Origin of the sequence: Streptomyces sp. NPDC046712 (assembly GCF_040645695.1) — a bacterium.
Lineage (GTDB): Bacteria > Actinomycetota > Actinomycetes > Streptomycetales > Streptomycetaceae > Streptomyces.
This window is the reverse complement of sequence record NZ_JBEYYW010000023.1, coordinates 115,066-137,306: the sequence shown is the minus strand read 5'-3', so window position 1 is coordinate 137,306 and position 22,241 is coordinate 115,066. Positions and strand designations below refer to the sequence as shown.

Sequence of the window (22,241 nt, the reverse complement as noted above, 5' to 3'; positions counted from 1 at the left end):
GAAGGTCATGGCCGGGGTCGTCGACGCGGACGGCGTCATCCTGGAGAAGGTCCGCACGGAGACCCCCGACAAGTCCAAGAGCCCCAAGGTCGTCCTCCCGGGACGGCGCCTGAACCGCGGGCCCGGCGTGACGCGGGTGTCGGCGGGTTTCAAGCGGGCGTCGCCAGGTGTCAGTCGCGCTCCAGCCGCACGGTCGGCAGGACCCGTTCCAGCGGAGCCGGGAGCCACCACGCGCGCCGGCCGAGCAGCTGCATCACCGCCGGCACGATGAGACACCGGATGACCACCGCGTCCAGCAGGATCGCCACGGCGAGGCCGAGACCGAACTGCTGCAGCATCCGGTCGGGGCTCAGGACGAAGGCCGCGAACACCACGATCATGATCGCCGCGGCGGCCGTGATGACCTTTCCGGTCGCCGCCAGGCCCTCCCGGACGGCGCCCTGCGGGTCCCTGGTGCGCTCCCACTCCTCGTGGATCCGGGAGAGCAGGAAGACCTCGTAGTCCATCGACAGACCGAAGACGATGGCGAAGATCATGACAGGGATGAACGCCTCGATCGGTCCGGGCTGCACCCCGAACCAGCCGTGCTGGAAGACCAGGGTGATCACCCCCAGGGCCGCCCCGATGCTGACCAGGTTGAGCAGCGCGGCCTTCACCGGGATGAGCACGGACCGGAAGACGAGGAGCAGCAGGAGCGCGGACAGACCGACGACGATCGCGACGAACAACGGCATCCGGTCGGAGACGGTGGACGCGAAGTCCTCGGTCGCCGCCGTCGGCCCGCCGACCAGCAGATCGGCGCCGGTCTCCCGCTCCAGCGGCGGCAGGACGTCCGACCGCAGCCGGTCGACGAGCTCCGAGGTCGCCTCGGCCTGCGGAGCCGACTCGGGGAAGGCGATGACGGTCGAGACGGAGGCGTCCTTCGTCGGGATCGGCGCGGTGGCCGCCGCGATGCCGTCCGTGTTCTCCAGGGCCTGGCGCAGCGCGATCGCGGTACGCTCGCCGCCGCCGTCCGCGACCACGATCAGCGGCCCGTTGAACCCGGGCCCGAACCCCTCGGCCAGCAGGTCGTACGCCTGCCTGCTGGACTTCGCCGGGGCGTCGTTCCCCGCGTCGGCGAAGCCGAGCCGCATGTCGAGAGCGGGCGCGGCGAGCGCGCCGAGCGCCGCGACGGAGACGAGCAGCGCCGCCCACGGCCGCTTCTGCACCGCCGTCGCCCAGCCGCGCCACCGGTCGCCCTCGGGGCGCGTCGCCTTCGCGGCCCGCTTGGTCACCTGACGCCGGATCCGCCGGCCGAAAACGCCGAGGAGCGCCGGGAGCAGGGTGAGCGAGGCGGCCATCGTGACCAGGACGGTCAGGGCGACGGCGAGGGCCACGCCCTGCAGCGAGCCGAGCCCGAGCACGACCAGACCCATCAGCGCGATGATCACCGTGCAGCCCGCGAAGAACACCGTGCGTCCGGCCGCGTCCAGCGCGGTCCGGGTGGCCTGCTCGGGCTCTGCGCCGCGCACCAGCTCGCCGCGGTAGCGGGAGAAGATCAGCAGCGCGTAGTCGATGCCGACGCCGAGACCGACCAGCATCATGATCGGCGGGGTGAAGTCCGCGACGTCGGCGAGGTGCGAGGCCAGCGCGATCAGCCCGATCGAGCTGCCGACGGCGAAGACCGCGGTGACCACCGGCAGGCTCGCGGCGACCAGGGAGCCGAACAGGAAGACCAGGATGACCAGCGCGCCGAGCATGCCCGCGCCCTCGGCAGCGCCGCCTCCGCCCTCCTCGGCGCCCCGTGCAGCATCACCGCCGACGGCCGCGGTCAGTCCGTCGCCCTGTGCCGCGCGCACGGTCTCGATGATCTTCAGTACCTCGGTGCGGTCCGTGTTCTCCGCCTCGCCGTCGAGGGTGACGGTCGCGTAGCCGACCGTGCCGTCGCGGGAGACGGCCGCCTTGTCCTCGTACGGACTGCGGACACTGGTCACCCCGGGAAGCCCCTCGACCGTGTCGAGCAGCCCCTCCACGCGCGCGTGGACCGTCTTCTCCCGGACGCCCTTGTCGTCCTTGACGACGATCTGCAGGGTCGCGTCCGTGGCCTGCGCGGAGCCGTGCCGCTCCAGGACGGTCCGCGCCGCCTGGGAATCGGTGCCGGGCAGCGAGAAGTCGTTGTGGTACGCGCTGCCGGCGATCGTCGAGGCACCGGTCGCGGCGGCCACGACCACGATCCACAGCAGCACGGCGGACCAGCGGTGGCGGTACGAGAAGGCGGCCAGGCGCTCGAAGACGCTGCCCCGCCGGGGCGTCGGGCTCGGCGGGCGGGCCGGGTTCGCCGTGGGATCGGTGTCCCGCGTGGCGGTCATGATCGTTTCCCCTTCCGGGAGTTACGGAGTTCGGAGTCACGGAGCTGTGGAGTGACGGGGTGCGGAGCTACAGGTACGAGGGACGGGTCACCCGGCGCCGGAAGGTGCGCCAGGTCCACACCTGGGCGGCGACGATGAGCGGGGTGACGACGAGCAGAGCGGGGACGAGCAGCGTGAGGGTCGCGCCGTCCGCGGCCCGCTCGGTCAGCGGGAGGGCGCTTCCGGCGAGCAGCGGGAGCACGCCCAGGAGCACGGCGGTGAGGGCGAAGGACTGCCAGGGGCGGCCGGTCCGCCCCACCAGCAGACGGGCGCGTTCGTACGGCAGGCCGGTCAGCCGCAGGGTGGCGAAGCCCAGCCCGTGTGCGACGAACAGGGCGGCCGCGGCGAGGGCGGTGAGGATCGCGGCGGGGCCGGTGGCGGTCTCCTCGGGTGTGCCGACGAGAAGCGCCGCCAGCAGCCAGCCCCAGGCCAGCGCGACCGTCCAGCTACCGCACACCACCGCCCCGTCGCACACCGCGCGCCAGGCGCGCCCACGGCCGCGGGCGCGCGACCACAGCCCGATGTCACGGACGATCCATCCGGTCAACAGCGCGACGAGCACCGCGAACTGGCCGGTCAGCAGTTCCCCCTCGAGATCGGGGAAGCAGCCGACGAGCACACCGGCCGTGGCGATCAGCCACACCTCGTTGCCCAGGAAGAAGGGCGCGAAGGAGGCGATGACGAGCCGCCGTTCGTGATCGGTGCGGCCGAGGTACGGGGTCAGCATCCCGGTCCCGATGTCCGCGCCGGCGAGCACGAAGTAGCCGGTGGCGAAGAAGGCGAGCAGGACGACGGCGAGGGATTCGAGACTGATCACGGTCCGCTCCTCAGTAGCTCGTGGCGGGCAGGGAGTCGGCGGCGTCCTCGTCCTCGGGCCCGCCCCGGTCGTCGTGGCCGAGACCCGCGTCGACCGGGCCCCGGCGGGCCCACCGCGCGAGCAGCCAGGCGTTGAGGACGACAAGCAGCGCGAAGAGGGTGGTGAAGACGATCAGGGAGGCCCGCATGGAGCCGGGGGAGAGGTCGGAGACCGCGTCCTCGGTCTTCAGCAGCCCGTACACGACCCAGGGCTGCCGGCCCGCCTCGCGGAACACCCAGCCGCTGATCATCGCCAGATAGGGCAGCGGCACCGCGGCCATGAGGGTCAGGTGCCAGAGCCGGAAGCGGAAGACGACCTTCTTGAAGCAGGCCAGGATGACGCCAGCGAAGGTGAAATACATCATCAGGCCGAAGCAGATGAGCATGACCAGACCGCCGCCGCGGGTCCACGCCTCGGAGGGGACGTAGTTGCCGGGACCGAAGCGGGCGACCATGTCCGCCTGGATCTGCGCTATTTCTTCCGCCTTCTGGCTGAACACGGCCGATTTCATGGGCTGGAGGGTCCGCAGCGCGGCGAACTGGAGGCCACCGAAGACAGCGGTGACCATGAGCGCGGGGAAGGAGAGGAACACCCCGATCCGCAGCGACCGGCCGAAGAACTCCCACTCGGGCGTGCGCCGGAACAGGTGGTACGCGCTCACCCCGGCGACGAAGAACCCGGCCGTCAGCAGCGCCCCGGCAAGGATGTGCCCGAAGGCGAGCAGCGCCGAGGGATTGGTCAGCACGGCCACCGGGTCGTCCAGCACCAGTTTGCCGCCCTCGGTCCGGTGCCCGACGGGGTGGTTGAGGAAGCCGTTGGAGACGAGGATCCAGTACGCGGAGAGGTACGCGGTGACGGTGACGACCCAGATCATCGCCAGATGGACCCACCGGTTGAAGCGGTGCCAGCCGAAGATCCACAGGCCGAGGAAGGTCGACTCGACGAAGAACGCGACGATCGTCTCGACCGCGAGCGAAGCGCCGAAGACATTGCCCGCGTAGTGCGTGAGCCCGCTCCAGCTCATCCCGAACTGGAACTCCATCACGATGCCGGTGACGATCCCGACCGCGTAATTGATCACGTACAGCTGGCCCCAGAACCGGACCATGCGCGCGTGCAGCGGCTTCTGTCCGATCGTCGCCACCGTCTGGACGACGGCGACGACGGTCGCGAGCCCCAGGGTCAGGGCGACGAAGAGGAAGTGGCCGCCCGCCGTGAGGGCGAACTGCAACCGGGCGAGATCGAGGACGTCTGGATTCACGCAGCCAGCGTCGGCGTACGGCTGTCGGGGCGGCGTCGCCCGACGGTGGTCAGTGGCTGTACCCCGGCGGTTGCGTCGCCCCACGCGCGCGTACCCCAGGAGTTGCGCCCACGCGCGCGTGCCCCCTAGGGGGTGTCTCGTCGATCAGGCCGGATCAGGCGCCAGGGGGCGCCGCGTGTCACCCCAGCCAGCCCGGCGTGATCATCCCCGACTCGTACGCCAGGATCACCAGCTGCGCCCGGTCCCGGACGTCCAGCTTGGTCATGATCCGGCTGACATGAGTCTTCGCGGTCGCCGGCGACAGGACGAGCCGCTGCGCGATCTCGTCGTTGGAGAGCCCCGCGCCCACCAGGCCCATGACCTCGCGCTCCCGCTCCGTGAGGGCGTTCAGGCGCGGGCTGGGATCGGGCTGCTTCGAGCGGCCGGCGAACTCCGCGATCAGCCGCCGCGTGACGGCCGGGGCGATCAGCGCGTCGCCACGAGCCACCACCCGTACCCCGTGCAGCAGCTCCATGGGCTCGGTGTCCTTCACCAGGAAGCCGCTCGCCCCGGCGCGCAGCGCCCCGTAGACGTAGTCGTCGACGTCGAAGGTGGTCAGGATGACCACCTTGACCTCTTCGAGCCGGGCATCGGCAGTGATCCGCCGGGTGGCCTCCAGACCGTCCAGACCCGGCATCCGGATGTCCATCAGGACCACGTCCGGACGCAGGTCGCGGGCGAGCGCGATCGCCTGCTCGCCGTCCGCGGCCTCCCCGACCACCTCGATGTCGTCCTCGTCGGCCAGGATCGAGCGGAAGCCCGCCCGGACCAGGGTCTGGTCGTCGGCGAGTACGACGCGGATCATCGAGGGTCCCCCTTGGACGTGGTGTTCGTGGATGCCGGAGCTTCGAGCGGCAATCGGGCGTCGACCCGGAAGCCCCCGGCCGTGCTGTGCACGGTCAGATCGCCGCCGAACGCCCGGGCGCGCTCGGCCATACCCCGGATGCCGCTCCCCAGCGGCTGCTCCTCCGGAGCCCCCTCGCCGTCGTCCTCGATCCGAAGGCGCAGTTCGTCCGCGCGCCAGTCGAGCGCGATCGTGGCGGTGCGGGCCCCGGAATGCCGGGTGACATTGGTCAGCGACTCCTGCACGATCCGGTACGCGGCGAGGTCGACCGGCGGAGCCAGCGGTACGGGCGTTCCCGTCAGCTCCGTACGGATGTCGAGGCCGGTGCTCCTGGCCCGCTCCACGAGTTCGCCGAGCAGGGCGAGCCCGGAGGTCGGCGAGGTCGGCGCGGCCTCGTCGGCCTGGCGCAGCACCCCGAGCGTCGCGCGCAGCTCGCGCAGCGCGTCCTTGCTGGTGGCCTTCACGGCCTCCAACGCCTCCTCCGCGGCGGCCAGCGCGACGTCGGGCTCCGGCTTCTTGCTGAGCCGGTGCAGCACGGCACCGGACTGGACGTTGATCAGGGAGATGCTGTGGCCGAGTACGTCGTGCAGCTCCCGCGCGATCCGCAGCCGCTCCTCGGTGGCGCTCTGCCGGGCGCGCGCCTCCTGCTCCCGCTCGGCCGCCAGCGCCCGCTGCTCCACCTCGTGCAGATAGGCGAGCCGGGTCCGCTGGGCACGGCCCACGGCGACCAGGCTGATCAGCCAGCCCGCCAGCATCGCGAGCGAGGTGTCGTCGATCTGGCGGTGGCCGGGCTCCTGACGGATCTCACCGAGGCCGACGCCGAGCAGCGTGACGGCCGCGAGGGCGACGGCGGCGGCGAACCGGCCCTGCGCGGCCGTGGTGTAGAGCGCGAGGGCGAAAGCGATCATCAACGGCCCGTCCTGCGCGGACAGGGGGTAGTAGACCGCGCAGGCGAGGAGCGTGACGACCGCGACGGTGACGGGTGCTCGACGCCGGAAGCAGAGGGCACCGCACCCGACCGCGATCAGCGCCCAGCCGATGACCGTACGGCTCACCGGCTCGCTCGCGTACTGCGCCGACACCAGCGTCCAGACGACCACGACGAGGGTGACGACCAGCGCCACGCCGACATCGGCGGCCCGCGGGGACACGCGGCCGCGACGGACGCGGAAGGGGAGGGCCATGCCAGGAAGGATAGGCGGGCGCGGACCCGGTCGACCGCCGCGTGCGCGTGTGTGCCTGCCGTACGTCCGTCAGCGCAGGTCGAGCCGCATCAGGACCCGGGGGTGACCGGCCAGCACCGAAGTGGTGTCGGCGGCGTAGGTGAACCCGGCCCGCTCGAAGTTCTTCCGGATGCCGGGGTACGCCATCGTCATGTCGACCTTGGCGTCACCGCTGTCGAGGGGGTACGCCTCGACAGCGGGTGCGCCGTGGGAGCGGGCGAACTCGACGGCACCGGCGATGAGGGCGTGCGAGATCCCCTGCTTGCGGTGACCGGGGCGTACGCGGATGCACCACAGCGACCAGACCGGCAGGTCGTCGACGTGCGGGATCTTGCGGTTGCGCGCGAAGGAGGTCGCCGAGCGCGGCGCCACGGCGGCCCAGCCGACCGGCTCGTCATCGTCGTAGGCGAGCACCCCCGGAGGGAGCCGCCCGCGGCACAGTTCGGCGACGTACTCGCCGCGGGCCGGCCCGCGAAGCTCTTTGTTGAGCTTGGACGGGATCCGGTAGCTCAGGCACCAGCAGACGTTGGCTCCGGGTGACTTCGGGCCGACCAGGGTGCGGACATCCTCGAAGACCGAAGCAGGGCGAACCTCGATGGCCATGGCACCACGATGCCATGGAGTACGCGGCACCGACCGGGCTCCGGCCGGCCCGCGTGGTGCGCTTGACACCAAAATCGAACATCCATTCTTATGGGATTCCGGCCCTTGGAATCGCGGGGTTGTGGGCGAGTTATCCACAGGTCGGAGGGACGTCGGGGCCCATTGTCAGTGGCAGGGGTTAGCGTCTTTCACATGAAGCGATCGACTCAAGCAAACCGGGTGGAACCCATGGCAGGTACCGACCGCGAGAAGGCACTCGACGCCGCGCTCGCTCAGATTGAACGGCAATTCGGCAAGGGTGCCGTGATGCGCATGGGCGACCGCACCCAGGAGCCGATCGAGGTGATCTCCACCGGCTCGACCGCCCTCGACGTCGCCCTCGGCGTCGGCGGCCTGCCGCGCGGCCGTGTCGTGGAGATCTACGGACCGGAGTCCTCCGGTAAGACGACCCTGACCCTGCACGCCGTCGCCAATGCCCAGAAGGCCGGCGGGCAGGTCGCGTTCGTGGACGCCGAGCACGCCCTCGACCCCGAGTACGCCAAGAAGCTCGGCGTCGACATCGACAACCTCATCCTGTCCCAGCCGGACAACGGTGAGCAGGCCCTCGAGATCGTCGACATGCTGGTCCGCTCCGGCGCCCTCGACCTGATCGTCATCGACTCCGTCGCCGCGCTCGTCCCGCGTGCGGAGATCGAGGGCGAGATGGGTGACTCGCACGTGGGTCTGCAGGCCCGCCTGATGAGCCAGGCCCTCCGGAAGATCACCAGCGCGCTCAACCAGTCCAAGACCACCGCGATCTTCATCAACCAGCTCCGCGAGAAGATCGGCGTCATGTTCGGCTCGCCGGAGACCACGACCGGTGGCCGCGCCCTGAAGTTCTACGCCTCGGTGCGCCTCGACATCCGCCGCATCGAGACCCTGAAGGACGGCACGGAGGCGGTCGGCAACCGCACCCGCGTCAAGGTCGTCAAGAACAAGGTCGCGCCGCCATTCAAGCAGGCCGAGTTCGACATCCTCTACGGCCAGGGCATCAGCCGCGAGGGCGGCCTGATCGACATGGGCGTGGAGCACGGCTTCGTCCGCAAGGCCGGCGCCTGGTACACGTACGAGGGCGACCAGCTCGGCCAGGGCAAGGAGAACGCCCGCAACTTCCTGAAGGACAACCCCGACCTCGCCAACGAGATCGAGAAGAAGATCAAGGAGAAGCTCGGCGTCGGGGTCCGCCCGGAGGCCGCGTCGGCCGAGCCGAGCGCGGACGCCGCGGGTGGCGCCGAGGCGGCGGCGACGGACGAGGCGGCCAAGACCGCTCCGGCGGCCAAGGCCACCAAGGCGACCAAGGCCCCGGCGGCCAAGAGCTGACCCGGTGACCGGTCGCACCGAATGGCCGGGCGACAGCCCCGACTCGTCGAGGGCCGAGAAGGAGCTGTCGCCCCAGGATCCGGCTGAGCGGGCGCGGGCGATCTGCCTGCGCCTGCTCACCGGGACCCCCCGCACGCGCAAACAGCTCGCCGACGCCCTGCGCAAGCGCGAGATCCCCGACGAGGTCGCCGAGGAGGTCCTCTCCCGCTTCGAGGACGTGGGGCTGATCGACGACGCCGCCTTCGCGGATGCCTGGGTGGAGTCCCGGCACCACGGGCGCGGACTCGCCCGTCGTGCCCTCGCCCGCGAGCTGCGCACCAAGGGCGTCGACCCCTCGCTGATCCAGGAGGCGGTGGGGCAGCTGGACTCCGAGCAGGAGGAGATCACCGCGCGCGAGCTCGTCGACCGCAAGCTCCGCGCCACCCGTGGCCTCGACCGCGACCGCAGGCTGCGGCGGCTCGCGGGGATGCTCGCCCGCAAGGGATACCCGGAGGGCATGGCCCTGCGGGTCGTCCGACAGGCCCTGGAGGACGAGGGCGAGGACACGGAGGGGCTGGACGAGCCCTTCTAGACGTACGAGGTCCGGGTCAGGCCGGACGGTCCCGCGGGCCCCCGGCGACCTCGCTGTCCACCGGGCGCTCGCCGACCCGACCGGCCCCGCCCGCCCCGGAGGGGGCTACCCCTTCGCCGCCGGCAGCAGGACCGGCAGGCCCGCCGCCTTCCATGCCTGGAAGCCGCCGATCACGTCGGTCGCACGGCTCAGCCCCAACTGCCGCAGCGACGCGGCCGCCAGCGAGGACGCGTACCCCTCGTTGCAGAGCACGACCACGCGGAGGTCGTGGCTGTCCGCCTGCGGCGCGCGATGGCTGCCCAGTGGGTCGAGCCGCCATTCCAGCTCGTTGCGTTCCACGATCAGCGCGCCGGGGATCAGCCCGTCCCGCTCGCGCAGCGCCGCGTACCGGGTGTCGACCAGGAGCGCGTCACCCGCCTCGTACGCCTCGTAGGCCGCGCGGGGCTCTATCCGGTCCAGGCCGGACCTGACCCGCTCGAGGAACTCGTCGATACCCACCCGCTCGTCGCTCACTGCCAGTCCTCCGGACGCTCGACCTGCTCAAGACGGAGTACCGCGCCCGACCGGCTGAAGCGCCGGATCAGCGGGAGCGGCGGATAGTACGCGTGCACCGACACGGCGTGCGTGTCACGGGACTCGTTGAGCACCTCGTGCACGTGGTGCTGCCCGAACGCGCGCCCCTTGCCCGCCGGCAACCGTCGCTCCCGGTCGACCCCGTCGGCCAGTTCCAGGGTCTTCCAGCCGCTCGACGGCAGCCGTACCGCCAGCGAGTTCTCGTTCAGGGTGCCGCGCGCGGTGGTGAACGCGCCGTGCGACTCGGCGTGGTCGTGCCACCCGGTGCCGGTCCCGGGCGGCCAGCCGATGAGCCACGCCTCGCTGCCGCCCGGCCCGTCGAGGCGTACCCACGTACGTCCCTCGGGGTCGAGGGGCAGGGAGTCGATCAGTTCGGTGTCGGCGGCGGTGCGACGGACGAAGTCCAGAAGGTCGGCCGCGGTGGGCGCGGAGGAACGGGACGCGACAGGTGAGGGTGCGGAGACATGCTGGGGCACGGAGGACCGTCCTGAGGGTTCGCGGAAGAAGCGCGCGACGGTACGCCGACGTCAGCGGCGAAGGGCGCGCGAGGGGAGAGGCGAATTCAGCAGGACGGGCGACACACGCAGCCCGCGTAGCGGACGAGGTCCATATGGACCCTCCGCCACAGGCGCACGTCGGTGTCGGTCACGCTCCGGAGTACACCATGTGCGCCTGCGAGGGTCAATTGATGTCCGCCGTGCGGTCGCTCTTCCTGGACCCGGGCGTGGACCCGGACTTGGACAAGGACGTGGGTCCAGACGGGGACCCGGACTTGGGCCCGGACGTGGACAAGGGCGTGGACCCTGACGTGGGGGTGTTCCCGGGCACGGTCTTGGAGCTGTTCCTGGGCGTGGGCTCGGACGCCGTACCGCCCCGCGTCGCGTCCGCCGCCGCGTACAGCTCCTCCGGCCGGACTCCGGGGAACGAGGCGACGAGATGACCGTCCGGCCGCACCAGCAGGACGGTGTGGGCCGCGGCTCCCGGATACGCCTCCGTCACCAGCAGCTCCGACTTCACCGGCAGCGCCCGTACCGCCTCCACGAGTCGGGGCATCACCCCCGCGCTCATCCAGTGCCGACGGTCCCACACGCCCGTCCCGGGCGCGACCAGGACCACCAGAAGCCGCCCCTGCCCGAGCCGGTCCCGGAGCCGTACGGTCGTACCGTCCGGGGCGGTCACCCGGACGTCCTCGACCGGCGCGCCCTCGTCCGTGCCCACCGCCACCTGGGACGCCCCGGCGTCCGAGGGCGCGAGGGGGGAGTGCGGGTACGCGGGGGGCGCGCCCAGCGGGCCGCGCCCCAGATGACCGTCCGTCAGCAGACTGTCGTGGCCGCGCGTGCCGCCCGACAGATATGTGCGCAGCCCCCCGCCGCCGCGCAGCACGGGAAGCGACTGGTCGGCGGCCCGCAACCGGGAGGCCACGGCCGCCCGCCGCTCGCTCTGGTAGCTGTCGAGCAGGGTGTCCGAAGCGCCGTGGTGCCAGGCGTACGCGAGCTTCCAGGCCAGGTTGTCGGCGTCCCGCAGCCCCTCGTCGACGCCCTGGGTGCCGACCGCGCCGAGCAGATGCGCGGCGTCGCCCGCGAGGAAGACCCGGTCCACCCGCCAGCGTCGCGCGAGCCGGTGGTGCAGGGTGTGGACCCCGGTGTCGATCAACTCGTACGGAGGCGTCTCCCCGCCGCACCAGCCTGCCAGGGTGTCGCGGATCTTCGTGACGAGTGCGTCGGGGGTGACGAGATCGCCCCGCGGCGGCAGCAGCCAGTCGATCCGCCACACACCGTCCGGCAGCGGGCGGGCCGTGACCTCCTCGCCGCCGCCCCGCCACGGCGGCTGACGGTGCAACAGTGCCTCGCCGGGCCAGGGGAGTTCCGTGCGGAGCGCGGCGACCGCGTGCCGCTCCACCGCCGTACGCCCGGGGAAGCGGATGGAGAGCAGCTTGCGCACCGTGGAGCGGGCGCCGTCGCAGCCGACCAGATGGCTGCCGCGCCACCAGGTCCCGCCGGGGCCGCGGGTGTGTGCGGTGACACCGCGCGCGTCCTGCTCGATCGTGTCGAGCCGGGCCTCGGTGACGAGTTGAACGAGCTCCTGCCCGGCGATCGCGTCGCGCAGACCGCGCGCGAGGGCGTGCTGGGGGATGTGCAGGGGCGCGGCGGGGCCCTCGCCGTCACTCTCCGTACCGGTGAGACCGAGGCTCAGCTCGATGTGCCTCATCTGTTGCTTCCGGCGCAGTGAGCGCCAGCCGACCCAGCGGACCCCCTCGTCACGGAGGGTGGCGCAGCCCAGCCGCTCCACCATCGCGGCCATGTCGGCCCGCAGCACCACGGTGCGGGCGGGGCGTGGTTCCTCCTTGCCGGGGCCCTCGTCGAGGACGACGCTGGGTACACCCTGCGAGGCCAGGGCAAGGGAGAGCGCGAGGCCCACGGGCCCCGCGCCGACGATGATCACCGGGTCCACGGCGCGGCTCCTGAAGGCCGTTCGGTCATGCGGGTAGCACAGCGAATTGTGGCGCGAGCCCGGTGCGTGATCACAGAACGTATGCAACCCACTGCGGGTGCGTGCGTCAAGTGACGGGGGCAGCGGCGCGACCGCCACTGCCCCCGGATGATGTCACATACTGTCAGTTCTTCGTGATGCCGGGCCCGTCGGCGCCACCCGCGCCGCCGCCGGCCGTGTTCCCGAACGCCTGACCGGCGTCGGCGGTGAGCACGACCTCCTTCGCGGCGGCGTCGGGGGCGAGGATCCCCGTCTTCGCCCGACGGCCCCGCTTCTCGATCCAGGTGGCGAGCGCGGAGAGCGCCAGACACATCGCGATGTAGATGATGCCGATGACCACGATGGTGGACACGTACGGGTACTGGCCGTTGACCTGCGTGTTGGAGGCGATCAGGCGGGCCGTCTGGAGCAGCTCGGGGTAGAGGATCACGAAGCCGAGCGAGGTGTCCTTCAGGGTGACCACGAGCTGGCTGATGATCGTCGGCAGCATGGCGCGGACGGCCTGCGGCATCAGGACGGTCGTCATGACCTGGGTCTTGCTCATACCCAGGGCGTACGCGGCCTCGCGCTGCCCCTTGGGCACCGCGTTCACGCCGGCGCGCAGGACCTCGGCCTGCACACAGCCGTTGTAGACCGAGAGTCCCAGCGCCAGCGCCCACATCGAGTAGTCGACCAGGAAGCCGACCCACACGGCGTAGATCGTGATCAGCAGCGGGATGGAGCGGAAGACCTCGATGAATCCCGTGGCCAGCAGGCGGACCGGCTTGTGGTCGGAGAGCCGGCCGACGGCGAGGAGCACTCCGAGGACGATCGAGCCGACCGCCGCGAGACCGAACGCCTTCAGGGTGGCGACGACGGCGTCGGCGATGTTCTGCCGGATGCCCGCGTAGTTGAAGATGTCCCACATCGCGGGGTCGAGATGACCCTTTTCGCTCAGCCGGACGATGCTCACGGCGATGAGCGCGATGATGGCGACGGTGCCCAGGACGGCGTAGATCCGGTTACGGACGCGTGCCTTGGGGCCCGGGGTGTCGTAAAGAACACTGGCACTCATCGGGCGACCTCCATGCGGCGCTCAAGGAGAGTGAAGATCCCGCTGATCGTGAAGGTGACGACGAGGTAGGCGGCGGCGACCCACACGAAGATCGGGACGATGTCGTAGCCCTGCTCGCTCATCAGGGTCTGCCAGCCGAAGAGTTCGGTGACGCTGAAGGCGCCCGCGATGGCCGAGTTCTTGGTGAGCGCGATGAAGATCGAGCTCAGCGGCGGCAGCACGGTCCGGGTGGCCTGCGGCAGCACGATCATCCGCAGGGTCTGGGAGAACGTCATTCCGAGCGAGCGGGCGGCCTCCGCCTGGCCGAGCGGCACCGTGCTGATGCCGGACCGGACGGCCTCGCAGATGAACGCGGAGGTGTAGAAGCCGAGCGCGAGCGAGCCGAGCACGAAGGGGCTCATACCCGGGAAGAGGATCTCCGGGATCACGAAGAACGAGACCAGGAAGAGCAGGGTCAGCGGGGTGTTGCGCAGCAGCGTGACCCAGAGGGTGCCGAAGAAGCGCAGCGGCGGCACGGGCGAGACCCGGAAGCCGGCGACGATGATGCCGAGGACCAGCGCGATGACCGAGCTGACGGCGGTGATCGACACGGTTCCTATGAAGCCGTCGCGGAACTCCGGGAAATGGTCGAGCAGTACGTTCATGAGGTCTCCGCGTCGGCGGTCAGCGGCTTACGGGCAGGAGGAGGGGCGCCCCGTACTCCCGTACGGGGCGCTCGACTTCAGGCGAAGGATCAGTAGCGGTTGACCGCCGGCGGCGCGACGTACGCGGAGCCGGACAGACCCAGAGTGGCCTCGTAGATCTTCTTGTACGTGCCGTCCTTCACGTACTTCTCCAGCGTGTCGTTGATCTTGTCACGCAGGACCTTGTCGTCCTTGGGCACGCCGACACCGTAGGGCTCCTCGGTGAAGGGCTTGCCGACGACCTTGAGCTTGCCGGCGTTGGCGGCGGCGTAGCCCTTGAGGATCGAGTCATCGGTGGTGACCGCGTCGACCTGCTTGGTCAGCAGCTGCTGCACGCAGTCCGAGTACTTGGCGAGCTCGGTGGTCTCGGCGCCGTACTGGGGCTTCTTGATCTCCTGCAGCGGGGTGGAACCCGTGATGGAGCAGACCTTCTTGCCCTTGAGGGTCTCCGGACCGGTGATCGCGGTCTCGTCCTTGCGGACCAGGAGGTCGGCGCCGGCCTTGTAGTACGGGCCCGCGAAGCCGACCAGCGCCTTGCGCTTGTCGTTGATCGTGTACGTGCCGACGTAGTAGTCGACCGTGCCCTTGGAGATCGCCGTCTCGCGGGACTTGGAGTCGACCGTCTTCCACTCGATCTTGTCCTCGGTGAAGCCGAGCTCCGCCGCGATCATCTTGGCGATCTCGACGTCGAAGCCGGACCGCTCCTTGGTGGCCTGGTCCTCGAAGCCGAGGTACGGCTGGTCGGCCTTGGAGCCGATGATCAGCTTGCCGCGCTCCTTCGCCTTCTTGAAGGTGGGCGAGTCCAGGCTCACGTCAGTGGCGACGATGTACTTGGGGAGCTGCGGGGCGCTGGCGTCGCCGGGCTTCACGGCGGGCTTGTCGCCGGCCGAGCCCTCCTTGCCACCACAGGCGGTCGCGGTGAGTGCGAGCACGGCGACGGCCACGGCCGCGGACTTGCGGAGCTTCATGGTGAACATCCCTTGGTTCGTGGGTTGTTGGTCGGCAGGGTGAATCATGCGGGCTGACCGTCGTCAGTGGTGCAGGATTTTCGAAAGGAAGTCCTTGGCCCGGTCGCTGCGCGGGTTGCTGAAGAACTCGTCCGGCGTGGCCTGTTCGACGATCTTGCCGTCCGCCATGAACACCACGCGGTTGGCGGCGGAGCGGGCGAAACCCATCTCGTGGGTGACGACCACCATCGTCATTCCGTCGCGCGCCAGCTGCTGCATGACCTCGAGGACCTCGTTGATCATCTCGGGGTCGAGGGCCGACGTCGGCTCGTCGAACAGCATGACCTTCGGGTCCATCGCCAACGCCCGTGCGATCGCGACACGTTGCTGCTGACCGCCGGAGAGCTGCGCCGGGTACTTGTCCGCCTGAGTGCCGACACCCACCCGGTCGAGCAGCGCGCGGGCCTTGGTCTCGGCGGCCTTCTTCTCGGTCTTGCGGACCTTGACCTGTCCCAGCATCACGTTCTCGAGCACGGTCTTGTGCGCGAAAAGGTTGAACGACTGGAAGACCATGCCGACGTCGGCGCGCAGCCGGGCCAGCTCCTTGCCCTCCTGGGGCAGCGGCCGGTCGTCGATCGTGATGGTGCCGGAGTCGATCGTCTCCAGGCGGTTGATGGTGCGGCACAGCGTGGACTTACCGGACCCCGAGGGTCCGATGACGACCACGACCTCGCCACGGGCGATGGTCAGGTCGATGTCCTGGAGCACATGCAGCGCGCCGAAGTGCTTGTTCACGTTGGACAGCACGACCAGGTCGCCCGCAGCCGCTATGGCGTCTTCCGAGCCCTTGGTCACTGACACTCCGCTCATCGGCTCTTGCTCCGTCCTCCTCGGTTGGGGAGGACACTAGGCACGCGGTGCGACCACCGTCATTACATCTGAGCGGAAATTGAGGATAACGATACGGCCGCAACCCGACACACTGCGTGAACGGGACGGCCGGCGGCGTACCGGCTGCATAACGGAAACCCCGGCCTCACAGGGGGACACTTGACTGTGACACCGACGATCGGCGTTCATGCCCTGGTACACAGATAGCCATCACGCGATCACGAAGCCACCGGAGGGGGGCCATGAGACTCCTGCTCGTCGAGGACGACGATCATGTCGCCGCGGCCCTGTCCGCCGTACTGGCGAAGCACGGGTTCACGGTCACGCACGCCCGGAACGGCGAGGAGGCGCTGCAGGCGGTCCTGCCCGCGGCGCACGGGGAGCGGCCCTCGTACGGAGTGATCCTGCTCGACCTCGGCCTGCCCGACCAGGACGGGTACCAGGTCTGCGGCCGGATCCGTAAGCTCACCACCACCCCCGTGATCATGGTGACCGCGCGGGCCGACGTGCGCTCCCGCATACACGGACTCAATCTCGGGGCCGACGACTACGTGGTCAAGCCGTACGACACCGGGGAACTGCTCGCCCGGATCCACGCCGTCAGCCGGCGCACGACCGTCGGCGAGGAGTCCGGCGGGGCAGGCGACGACGCCGCGCTGCGGCTCGGCTCCGTGGTCATCGAACTGCCCACCCGCCGGGTCAGCGTCGACGGCACCCCCGTCCAGCTCACCCGCAAGGAGTTCGACCTGCTCGCCCTGCTCGCTCAGCGGCCCGGCGTGGTCTTCCGACGGGAACAGATCATCAGCGAGGTCTGGCGCACCAGTTGGGAGGGGACCGGCCGCACGCTCGAGGTGCATGTCGCCTCCCTGCGCTCCAAGCTGGCGATGCCCGCCCTGATCGAGACCGTGCGCGGCGTCGGCTACCGCCTGGTCGCCCCGGCCGCGTAGCCGGGGCTCCCACGTGCGCACGCGTCTCCTCCCGCTCCTCCTCGTCCTGATGGCCGGGGTGCTGCTCGCCCTCGGCTTCCCGCTCGCCGCCAGCCTGGCCGCGGCCGAGCAGCAGCGCGTGGTCGTCGACCGGCTCGACGACGCGGCGCGGTTCGCCGCGCTCGCCCAGTTCGTCAGCGAGTCCGATCCGGGGATCGACGAGCGCCGCACGACGCTCCGCGGCGAACTCGCCAGCTACCACGACGTGTACGGCATCCGGACCGGCATCTTCTACCGCGACCGGGAGGCCATGGCCGCCGCGCCCCAGGACTGGGTCGTTCCGGACGAGGGCGAGGGCCGCCGGGCCTTCCAGGAGGCGCTGCTCGGCCGGCGCAGCCACGACCCGCCCCAGGTCTGGCCCTGGCAGCCGAACGCCCGCCTCATCATCGCCTCGCCGGTCGTACGGGACGGTGACGTCGTCGCCGTCGTGGTCACCGACTCGCCCACCGGGCAGCTGCGTTCACGCATCCTGAACGGCTGGCTGATCATCGTGGCCGGCGAGTCGGCGGCGATGCTCCTCGCCGTCGGCGCCGCCTTCCGGCTCACCGGCTGGGTGCTGCGGCCCGTCCGGGTGCTGGACGCCGTCACCCACGACATCGCCACCGGCCGGATGAAGTCCCGGGTGGCCGCGGCGGGAGGACCGCCCGAACTGCGCCGCCTGGCCCGGTCGTTCAACGAAATGGCCGACAACGTCGAGGACGTGCTGGAACAGCAGCGCGCGTTCGTCGCCGACGCCTCCCACCAGTTGCGCAACCCGCTCTCCGCGCTGCTGCTCCGTATCGAGCTGCTCGCCCTCGAACTCCCCGAGGGGAACGAGGAGATCGCCTCCGTCCGCACGGAGGGCAAGCGGCTCGCGCAAGTCCTCGACGACCTGCTCGACCTGGCGCTCGCCGAGCACGCCGCCGCGGATCTGCGGCTCACCGACATCGGTGCGCTGGCGGCCGAGCGGGTGGCCGCATGGCGCCCGCTCGCCGACGAGAAGGGTGTGCGGCTGAGCGGGGAGCGGCGTGCGGTGACGGCATGGGCGGACCCGGTGGCGCTGTCCAGCGCGCTGGACGCGGTGATCGACAACGCACTGAAGTTCACCCCTGCGGGCGAGGAGGTGACGGTCGCCGTGGCGTCCGGGGGAGACACCTGCACGATCGTGGTGGCGGACCACGGGCCGGGGCTGACGAGCGAGGAGCTCGAACGGGTCGGTGACCGCTTCTGGCGCAGCAACCGCGATCAGAACATCAAGGGCTCGGGCCTGGGCCTGTCCATCTCCCGGGTGTTGCTGGCGGCGGGCGGCGGCTCGATCGCGTACGCGCCGAACGAGCCGCACGGGCTGCGGGTGACGGTCACGGTGCCGAGGACGGGGCCGCAGGGGCCGTGAGGGCCCTGGGCCGCCTCGCGCGGTCCTACGGCTTCACGTCTACGGCTGCGGGGCTACGGCTGACGGCTACGGCTGCAGGGCTACGGCTTCACGGAGCGGTAGTAGCGCCGCGCGCCCTCGTGCAGGGTCAGGGGTTCCGTGTAGATGGCGGTCCGCAGGTCCACCAGCTGCGCCGGGTGCACCTGGCTGCCGATCCGGTCCCGGCTTCTGATCACCGTGCGGGTGAAACCCTCCGCAAGCGACGGATCCGCAGCGTCGGTCGTCACCAGGAGGTTCGCCACGGCCAGCGTCTCCACCGGCTGCCCGTCCTGCGCGCGGGTGTAGGCGTCCGCCGGGATCACGGCGGAGCGGTAGTGGCGGTTCGACTCACCGACGTCGTGGAGGTTGGCGATCAGGTTCGCGTCCAGCGGAACGAGCCGTACCGGCAAACGCTCGGACAGCGCCTGGACGGCCTGGGTGGGCAGACCGCCCGACCAGAAGAACGCGTCCAGCTGCCCCCGCTCCAGAAGGCCGGGCATCGTGTCGATGCCGGCGGACACCGGCTCGATGTCGACGTCGGGCGTGAGGCCGCCCGCCGCGAGGACCCGGTCCGCGATGAGCCGGACGCCGGAGCCCTCCTGGCCGACCCCGACCCGCTGCCCGCGCAGGTCGGCCACCGACCGGACGGGCGAGTCCTTGCGGACGACGAGCTGTACGTAGTCGTCGTAGAGGCGGGCGCAGCCGCGCAGCCGATCGAACCCCGGCTTGCGGTCCCTCTGGTACTGGGCCACGGCGTCGGACGTCGCGACGGTGAAGTCCGCCTCGCCCGAGGCCAGCCGCGCGAGGTTCTGCTGGGAGCCCTCGCTGTTCCGGAGCGTTATCGAGACGTCCGGCAGATCGCGGGCGAGGGCCTGCTGCAGCAGCTCGCCGTACCGCTGGTAGACGCCGGTGGGGACTCCCGTACTGAACGTGATCCGGCCACTGGGCGCCGGCGTACCGAACGGAACAAGCCACCACACGAGCAGCCCGCACACCACCAGAACAGCCGCCGACACCTGGACGAGGCGACGGCGGGCGGCACGGGAGAGCGAGGCGAGCATGGCGCGATCCTGCCAGCTCCCTCCCCAACCTGGCCAGGCCGATCACCTGGACCGCCTGTCCACGCGCGCGTGGCGGCGGGGATCCGAGCCGGGGTCGGGCCGGGTCAGGCCGTGGCCGGGCCGATGGGGCGGGCGGGGCTCAGGCGGTGGGCAGGCCGGGGTCACGTTGCGGTCCGGCAGTGGTCGGGCCGGGGTCGGGCGGAGGTCGGGCCGGGGTGGGGATGGGTCAGGCCGTGGCCGGGCGGTGGTCGGGCCCGTGTTCGGGCCGGGGTCGGGCCGGGGTGGGGCTGGGTCGGGCCGTGGTCGGGCGAGGATCAGGCCCGGGTCGGGCCGTGGTCGGGCCGGGTCAGCCCGCAGCCGGGCCCGCAGTCAGGCCCTGGGGTGGGGGGCGTCCTCGTGGAGGAGGTTCGCTCCGCCTGTCGGTACGGGGAGGGCGTCGTGCAGGAGGTCCAGGAGGGCCTGGGCGGCGGGGCCGGACGGGCCGTCGGTGCGCCAGGCCAGGGCGACACGGCCACGCGCGCGTGGGCCGGCGAGCGGTCGGAGCCGCAGCCCGGACGGCTCCCCCGTCTCCTCCGGAAGCGCCGGAACCACCGCCACGCCCAGCCCCCGCGCAGCCAGCTGCGCCAGCAGATGGGGCGCGGCCGCCTCGAAGGCCACCTGCGGGGCGAAGCCTGCCTCCGCGCAGAGCCGGTCGAGGACCCCGCGCACGCCGGTGCCCCGCGGCAAACAGATCAGCCGACGGCCACGCAACGCGGAAAGCGGCAGTTCCCCGTCCTCCGCCGCCAGGGCATCGCCCGGGGCCATGGCGGCGACCAGCGGCTCGTCGACCACGAGCCGCAGCGCGAGCCCCGGCGGTGGCCCCGGTTCCGCGAGTCCGACCATCGCGATGTCGAGCTCTCCGGCGCGCAGGGCGGCCAGCATCCGCTCGGACGTGTCCTCGGTGAGTGCGATCTCCACCTCGGGATGCGAGGCGTGGAAGCCGGCCAGCAACCCCGCCATGTCGAACGCGTGGGTGGCCGCCCCCGACACGAGGCCGATCGCCACCCGCCCGCGCAGCAGCCCGGTGAACTCGTCGACCGTCTCGCGTACCGCGTCCACGGCGGCCAGCGCAGCTCGTGCGTACGGCAGCACCGCTGCGCCCACCTGCGTCGGGGTCACCGCGCGGCCCGTCCGGTCGAGCAGCCGCTGCCCCAGCTCCCGCTCCAACTGCCCGATCTGCGCGCTCACCCCCGGTTGCGCGACATGGAGACGGGCGGCGGCCCGGGTGAAATTGGCCTCCTCGACCACGGTCACGAAGTACCGCAACTGGCGAAGTTCCATAACCAGTGATTCTAGGAGCGAGATCATCCATGTCTTGGACTTATGGATGCATCGCGACCAGGCTGAAGTCATGGGAAGCACAGACATCAGGGGCGGCATCAGGGACAGGATCAGGGACGACATCGCCTCCGAACGCCGCGAGCTGGCCGCCCTCCTCGACACCCTCACCGACGCGCAGTGGGACGCGCCCAGTCTCTGCGCGGGCTGGCGGGTACGGGAGGTGGCCGCCCACATGACCATGGCCATGCGCCACTCCCTCCCTCGGATCGCGGCCGAACTCGTCAGGTCCCGCGGCAGCCTCGACCGCATGGCCGACCGTCTCGCCCGCCACGACACCTCGGCCCTGACGGCCGAGGAGCTGGCCGCCGCTCTGCGCGACAACGCCGACCACCCCTGGAAGCCCCCGGTCGGCGGTCACGCGATGGCGCTCGCCCACGACGTGATCCATGGCCTCGACATCACCGTCGCCCTCGGCCTGGAGCGACGCGTACCGGAGGACCGCCTGCGGACCGTCCTGGCGCGCGTCACTCCACGGGGCGCCCGCTACTTCGGCGCCGACCTCGACGGGATCGCCCTGCGCGCCGACGACCTCGACTGGTCTTTCGGCAGCGGTACGCCCATCACCGGCTCCGCACAGGACCTGACGCTCCTCGCCTTCGGGCGCCGTCCGCCGGGCGGCCGCCTGAGTGGTGCGCAGGCGGACCGCTTCGTCAGGGACCGGACGCGGTGAGGGGGGCGTTGGGTCACAATCCGGCCGCCTGGCTCCGCAGCCACCCGAGCAGGGCGGCGATCCGGCCGTCCTGCTCGGGCGGCCGCGGGCTGAGGAGGTGATAGCCCGTGCCGTCCTCGACCAGCCCGAACGGCGCCACCAACTGTTCGCGCATCAGGTCGTCGTGGACGAGTGCGTACGGACCGATGGCGACCCCGACGCCGGCGACGGCCGCCTGCAGCGCCAGGTAGAAGTGCTCGAATGTCTGCTCCGCGGCGGGCTCGACCCGCCGACGGGTGAGACGCTGCCAGTCGCGCCAGGCTCGCGGCCGGGTGCTCGTGTGCAGAATCGTGACACCGACGACGCCACCCTTGCCCATCACCCGCTCCGCCATGTCCGGACTGCAGACCGGGCCGATCCGTTCCGTGAAGAGCGGCGAGCGGCTCACGTTCTCCGGGACGGGAAAGTCGTCGCGGCGCAGCGCGACGTCGATGGTGTCCCGGTCGAAGGAGACGGGCCCGCCGGCCGCCGAAAGGTGCACATCGAGACCGGGCACCTGGACGGCGAGGTCCGGCAGGCGGGGGATGAGCCAGCGCATCAGCAGAGTGGGCTCGCAGGAGAGCGCGAGCGGGCCGCCGCGTTCCCGGCGCGTGACCTCTCTGGCGGCCGAGTCGACCTGATCGAGCGCGTCGCGGACGGCGGCCGCCAGACGGCGTGCCTGCGGCGTGGGGCGCAGCGACCGGGTCCCGCGCTCGAAGAGCGTGATCCCCAGGGATTTCTCCAGGTTCTGGATCTGGCGACTGACCGCGCCGTGGGTCACATGGAGTTCCTGGGCGGCCCGCGTCATGCTCGCGTGCCGCACGGTCGCCTCGAAGGGCAGCAGCGAATTCAGCGGAGGAAGGTCGGGCCAGCGCATATGTGAAATCTACTCACAGGTGCGGTGAGAAGGAATCGCTTGTCCAGCGGCTTTCCGGGCACCAGTGTTGATGTCGTC

General features: G+C 71.2%; 21 protein-coding genes and 1 pseudogene. 5 read left to right on the top strand and 17 right to left on the bottom strand.

Annotated elements, in window-relative coordinates; translation table 11 throughout:
- Positions 1 to 170: 170 nt before the first annotated feature.
- From ABZ939_RS27020 to ABZ939_RS26995, 6 genes are all read right to left on the bottom strand, one after another.
- Positions 171 to 2,348 carry an MMPL family transporter gene (locus ABZ939_RS27020; RefSeq protein WP_361860298.1) on the bottom strand — a complete coding sequence of 726 codons (2,178 nt, stop codon included), beginning with the start codon at positions 2,346 to 2,348 and terminating at the stop codon, positions 171 to 173.
- Between the two features lie 67 nt (positions 2,349 to 2,415).
- Positions 2,416 to 3,204 (bottom strand): cytochrome d ubiquinol oxidase subunit II, encoded by a 789-nt coding sequence (locus tag ABZ939_RS27015; protein WP_361860295.1) that lies wholly within the window; start codon positions 3,202 to 3,204, stop codon positions 2,416 to 2,418.
- Positions 3,205 to 3,214: 10 nt separating this feature from the next.
- On the bottom strand, positions 3,215 to 4,504 hold the full coding sequence (locus ABZ939_RS27010; protein ID WP_361860292.1) for a cytochrome ubiquinol oxidase subunit I: 1,290 nt from the start codon (positions 4,502 to 4,504) through the stop codon (positions 3,215 to 3,217).
- 178 nt (positions 4,505 to 4,682) lie between these two features.
- A complete protein-coding gene (locus ABZ939_RS27005) occupies positions 4,683 to 5,348 on the bottom strand; it encodes a response regulator transcription factor (protein WP_361860289.1) in 666 nt (221 codons plus the stop codon).
- Positions 5,345 to 6,571 (bottom strand): sensor histidine kinase, encoded by a 1,227-nt coding sequence (locus tag ABZ939_RS27000; protein ID WP_361860286.1) that lies wholly within the window; start codon positions 6,569 to 6,571, stop codon positions 5,345 to 5,347. Before ABZ939_RS27000 ends, ABZ939_RS27005 begins: the two co-directional genes overlap by 4 nt.
- Positions 6,572 to 6,640: 69 nt before the next feature.
- Positions 6,641 to 7,213 carry a GNAT family N-acetyltransferase gene (locus tag ABZ939_RS26995; protein WP_361860283.1) on the bottom strand — a complete coding sequence of 191 codons (573 nt, stop codon included), beginning with the start codon at positions 7,211 to 7,213 and terminating at the stop codon, positions 6,641 to 6,643.
- Between the two features lie 228 nt (positions 7,214 to 7,441).
- Between ABZ939_RS26995 and recA the strand changes: the two genes are divergently transcribed.
- Together recA and recX are read left to right on the top strand one after the other, a co-directional pair.
- Positions 7,442 to 8,572 carry a recombinase RecA gene (recA, locus tag ABZ939_RS26990; protein ID WP_361860280.1) on the top strand — a complete coding sequence of 377 codons (1,131 nt, stop codon included), beginning with the start codon at positions 7,442 to 7,444 and terminating at the stop codon, positions 8,570 to 8,572.
- Positions 8,460 to 9,143 (top strand): annotated as a pseudogene (gene recX / locus ABZ939_RS26985) (recombination regulator RecX); the annotation flags it as partial. The gene recA and the pseudogene recX, both read left to right, overlap by 113 nt.
- A 105-nt stretch (positions 9,144 to 9,248) precedes the next feature.
- Here the strand turns inward: recX and ABZ939_RS26980 are convergent.
- The 8 genes from ABZ939_RS26980 to ABZ939_RS26945 all read right to left on the bottom strand — a co-directional run bounded on the left by ABZ939_RS26980 (position 9,249) and on the right by ABZ939_RS26945 (position 15,760).
- Complete coding sequence (locus ABZ939_RS26980) at positions 9,249 to 9,656, bottom strand: rhodanese-like domain-containing protein (RefSeq protein WP_361860277.1); 408 nt, start codon at positions 9,654 to 9,656, stop codon at positions 9,249 to 9,251.
- The gene (locus ABZ939_RS26975) at positions 9,653 to 10,192 is read right to left on the bottom strand and encodes a cysteine dioxygenase (RefSeq protein WP_361860274.1); all 540 of its coding nucleotides are present in this window, start codon (positions 10,190 to 10,192) and stop codon (positions 9,653 to 9,655) included. The genes ABZ939_RS26980 and ABZ939_RS26975 overlap by 4 nt, the downstream gene beginning before the upstream one ends.
- A gap of 86 nt (positions 10,193 to 10,278) precedes the next feature.
- Positions 10,279 to 10,350, bottom strand: a complete 72-nt coding sequence (locus tag ABZ939_RS26970) for a putative leader peptide (protein WP_309544753.1) — start codon at positions 10,348 to 10,350, stop codon at positions 10,279 to 10,281.
- A gap of 47 nt (positions 10,351 to 10,397) precedes the next feature.
- Positions 10,398 to 12,167, bottom strand: a complete 1,770-nt coding sequence (locus ABZ939_RS26965) for an FAD-dependent monooxygenase (protein WP_361860271.1) — start codon at positions 12,165 to 12,167, stop codon at positions 10,398 to 10,400.
- 163 nt (positions 12,168 to 12,330) lie between these two features.
- Entirely contained in the window at positions 12,331 to 13,260 is a 930-nt protein-coding gene (locus ABZ939_RS26960) for an amino acid ABC transporter permease (protein ID WP_361860268.1), read from the bottom strand.
- A complete protein-coding gene (locus tag ABZ939_RS26955) occupies positions 13,257 to 13,904 on the bottom strand; it encodes an amino acid ABC transporter permease (protein ID WP_361860265.1) in 648 nt (215 codons plus the stop codon). Before ABZ939_RS26955 ends, ABZ939_RS26960 begins: the two co-directional genes overlap by 4 nt.
- Before the next feature lie 89 nt (positions 13,905 to 13,993).
- Positions 13,994 to 14,911 carry a glutamate ABC transporter substrate-binding protein gene (locus ABZ939_RS26950; protein ID WP_361860262.1) on the bottom strand — a complete coding sequence of 306 codons (918 nt, stop codon included), beginning with the start codon at positions 14,909 to 14,911 and terminating at the stop codon, positions 13,994 to 13,996.
- A 63-nt stretch (positions 14,912 to 14,974) separates the two neighbouring features.
- Positions 14,975 to 15,760 carry an amino acid ABC transporter ATP-binding protein gene (locus ABZ939_RS26945; protein WP_361860259.1) on the bottom strand — a complete coding sequence of 262 codons (786 nt, stop codon included), beginning with the start codon at positions 15,758 to 15,760 and terminating at the stop codon, positions 14,975 to 14,977.
- Positions 15,761 to 16,023: 263 nt separating this feature from the next.
- On the opposite strand from ABZ939_RS26945, the gene ABZ939_RS26940 reads away from it, so the two are divergent.
- Both ABZ939_RS26940 and ABZ939_RS26935 read left to right on the top strand, forming a co-directional pair.
- Positions 16,024 to 16,728, top strand: coding sequence for a response regulator transcription factor (locus tag ABZ939_RS26940; protein WP_361860256.1), 705 nt, complete (start codon positions 16,024 to 16,026; stop codon positions 16,726 to 16,728).
- A gap of 13 nt (positions 16,729 to 16,741) precedes the next feature.
- Positions 16,742 to 18,139 carry a HAMP domain-containing sensor histidine kinase gene (locus tag ABZ939_RS26935; protein WP_361860253.1) on the top strand — a complete coding sequence of 466 codons (1,398 nt, stop codon included), beginning with the start codon at positions 16,742 to 16,744 and terminating at the stop codon, positions 18,137 to 18,139.
- Between the two features lie 80 nt (positions 18,140 to 18,219).
- Here ABZ939_RS26935 and ABZ939_RS26930 read toward each other — a convergent pair whose 3' ends face one another.
- Both ABZ939_RS26930 and ABZ939_RS26925 read right to left on the bottom strand, forming a co-directional pair.
- Positions 18,220 to 19,218, bottom strand: coding sequence for a TAXI family TRAP transporter solute-binding subunit (locus ABZ939_RS26930; RefSeq protein WP_361860251.1), 999 nt, complete (start codon positions 19,216 to 19,218; stop codon positions 18,220 to 18,222).
- Positions 19,219 to 19,587: 369 nt separating this feature from the next.
- Positions 19,588 to 20,538 (bottom strand): LysR family transcriptional regulator, encoded by a 951-nt coding sequence (locus ABZ939_RS26925; protein WP_361860248.1) that lies wholly within the window; start codon positions 20,536 to 20,538, stop codon positions 19,588 to 19,590.
- 70 nt (positions 20,539 to 20,608) lie between these two features.
- Between ABZ939_RS26925 and ABZ939_RS26920 the strand changes: the two genes are divergently transcribed.
- On the top strand, positions 20,609 to 21,268 hold the full coding sequence (locus ABZ939_RS26920) for a maleylpyruvate isomerase family mycothiol-dependent enzyme (protein WP_361860245.1): 660 nt from the start codon (positions 20,609 to 20,611) through the stop codon (positions 21,266 to 21,268).
- Between the two features lie 13 nt (positions 21,269 to 21,281).
- Here ABZ939_RS26920 and ABZ939_RS26915 read toward each other — a convergent pair whose 3' ends face one another.
- Positions 21,282 to 22,163: a LysR substrate-binding domain-containing protein gene (locus ABZ939_RS26915; protein ID WP_361860242.1), complete on the bottom strand. Its 882-nt coding sequence runs from the start codon at positions 22,161 to 22,163 to the stop codon at positions 21,282 to 21,284.
- Positions 22,164 to 22,241: the final 78 nt, after the last annotated feature.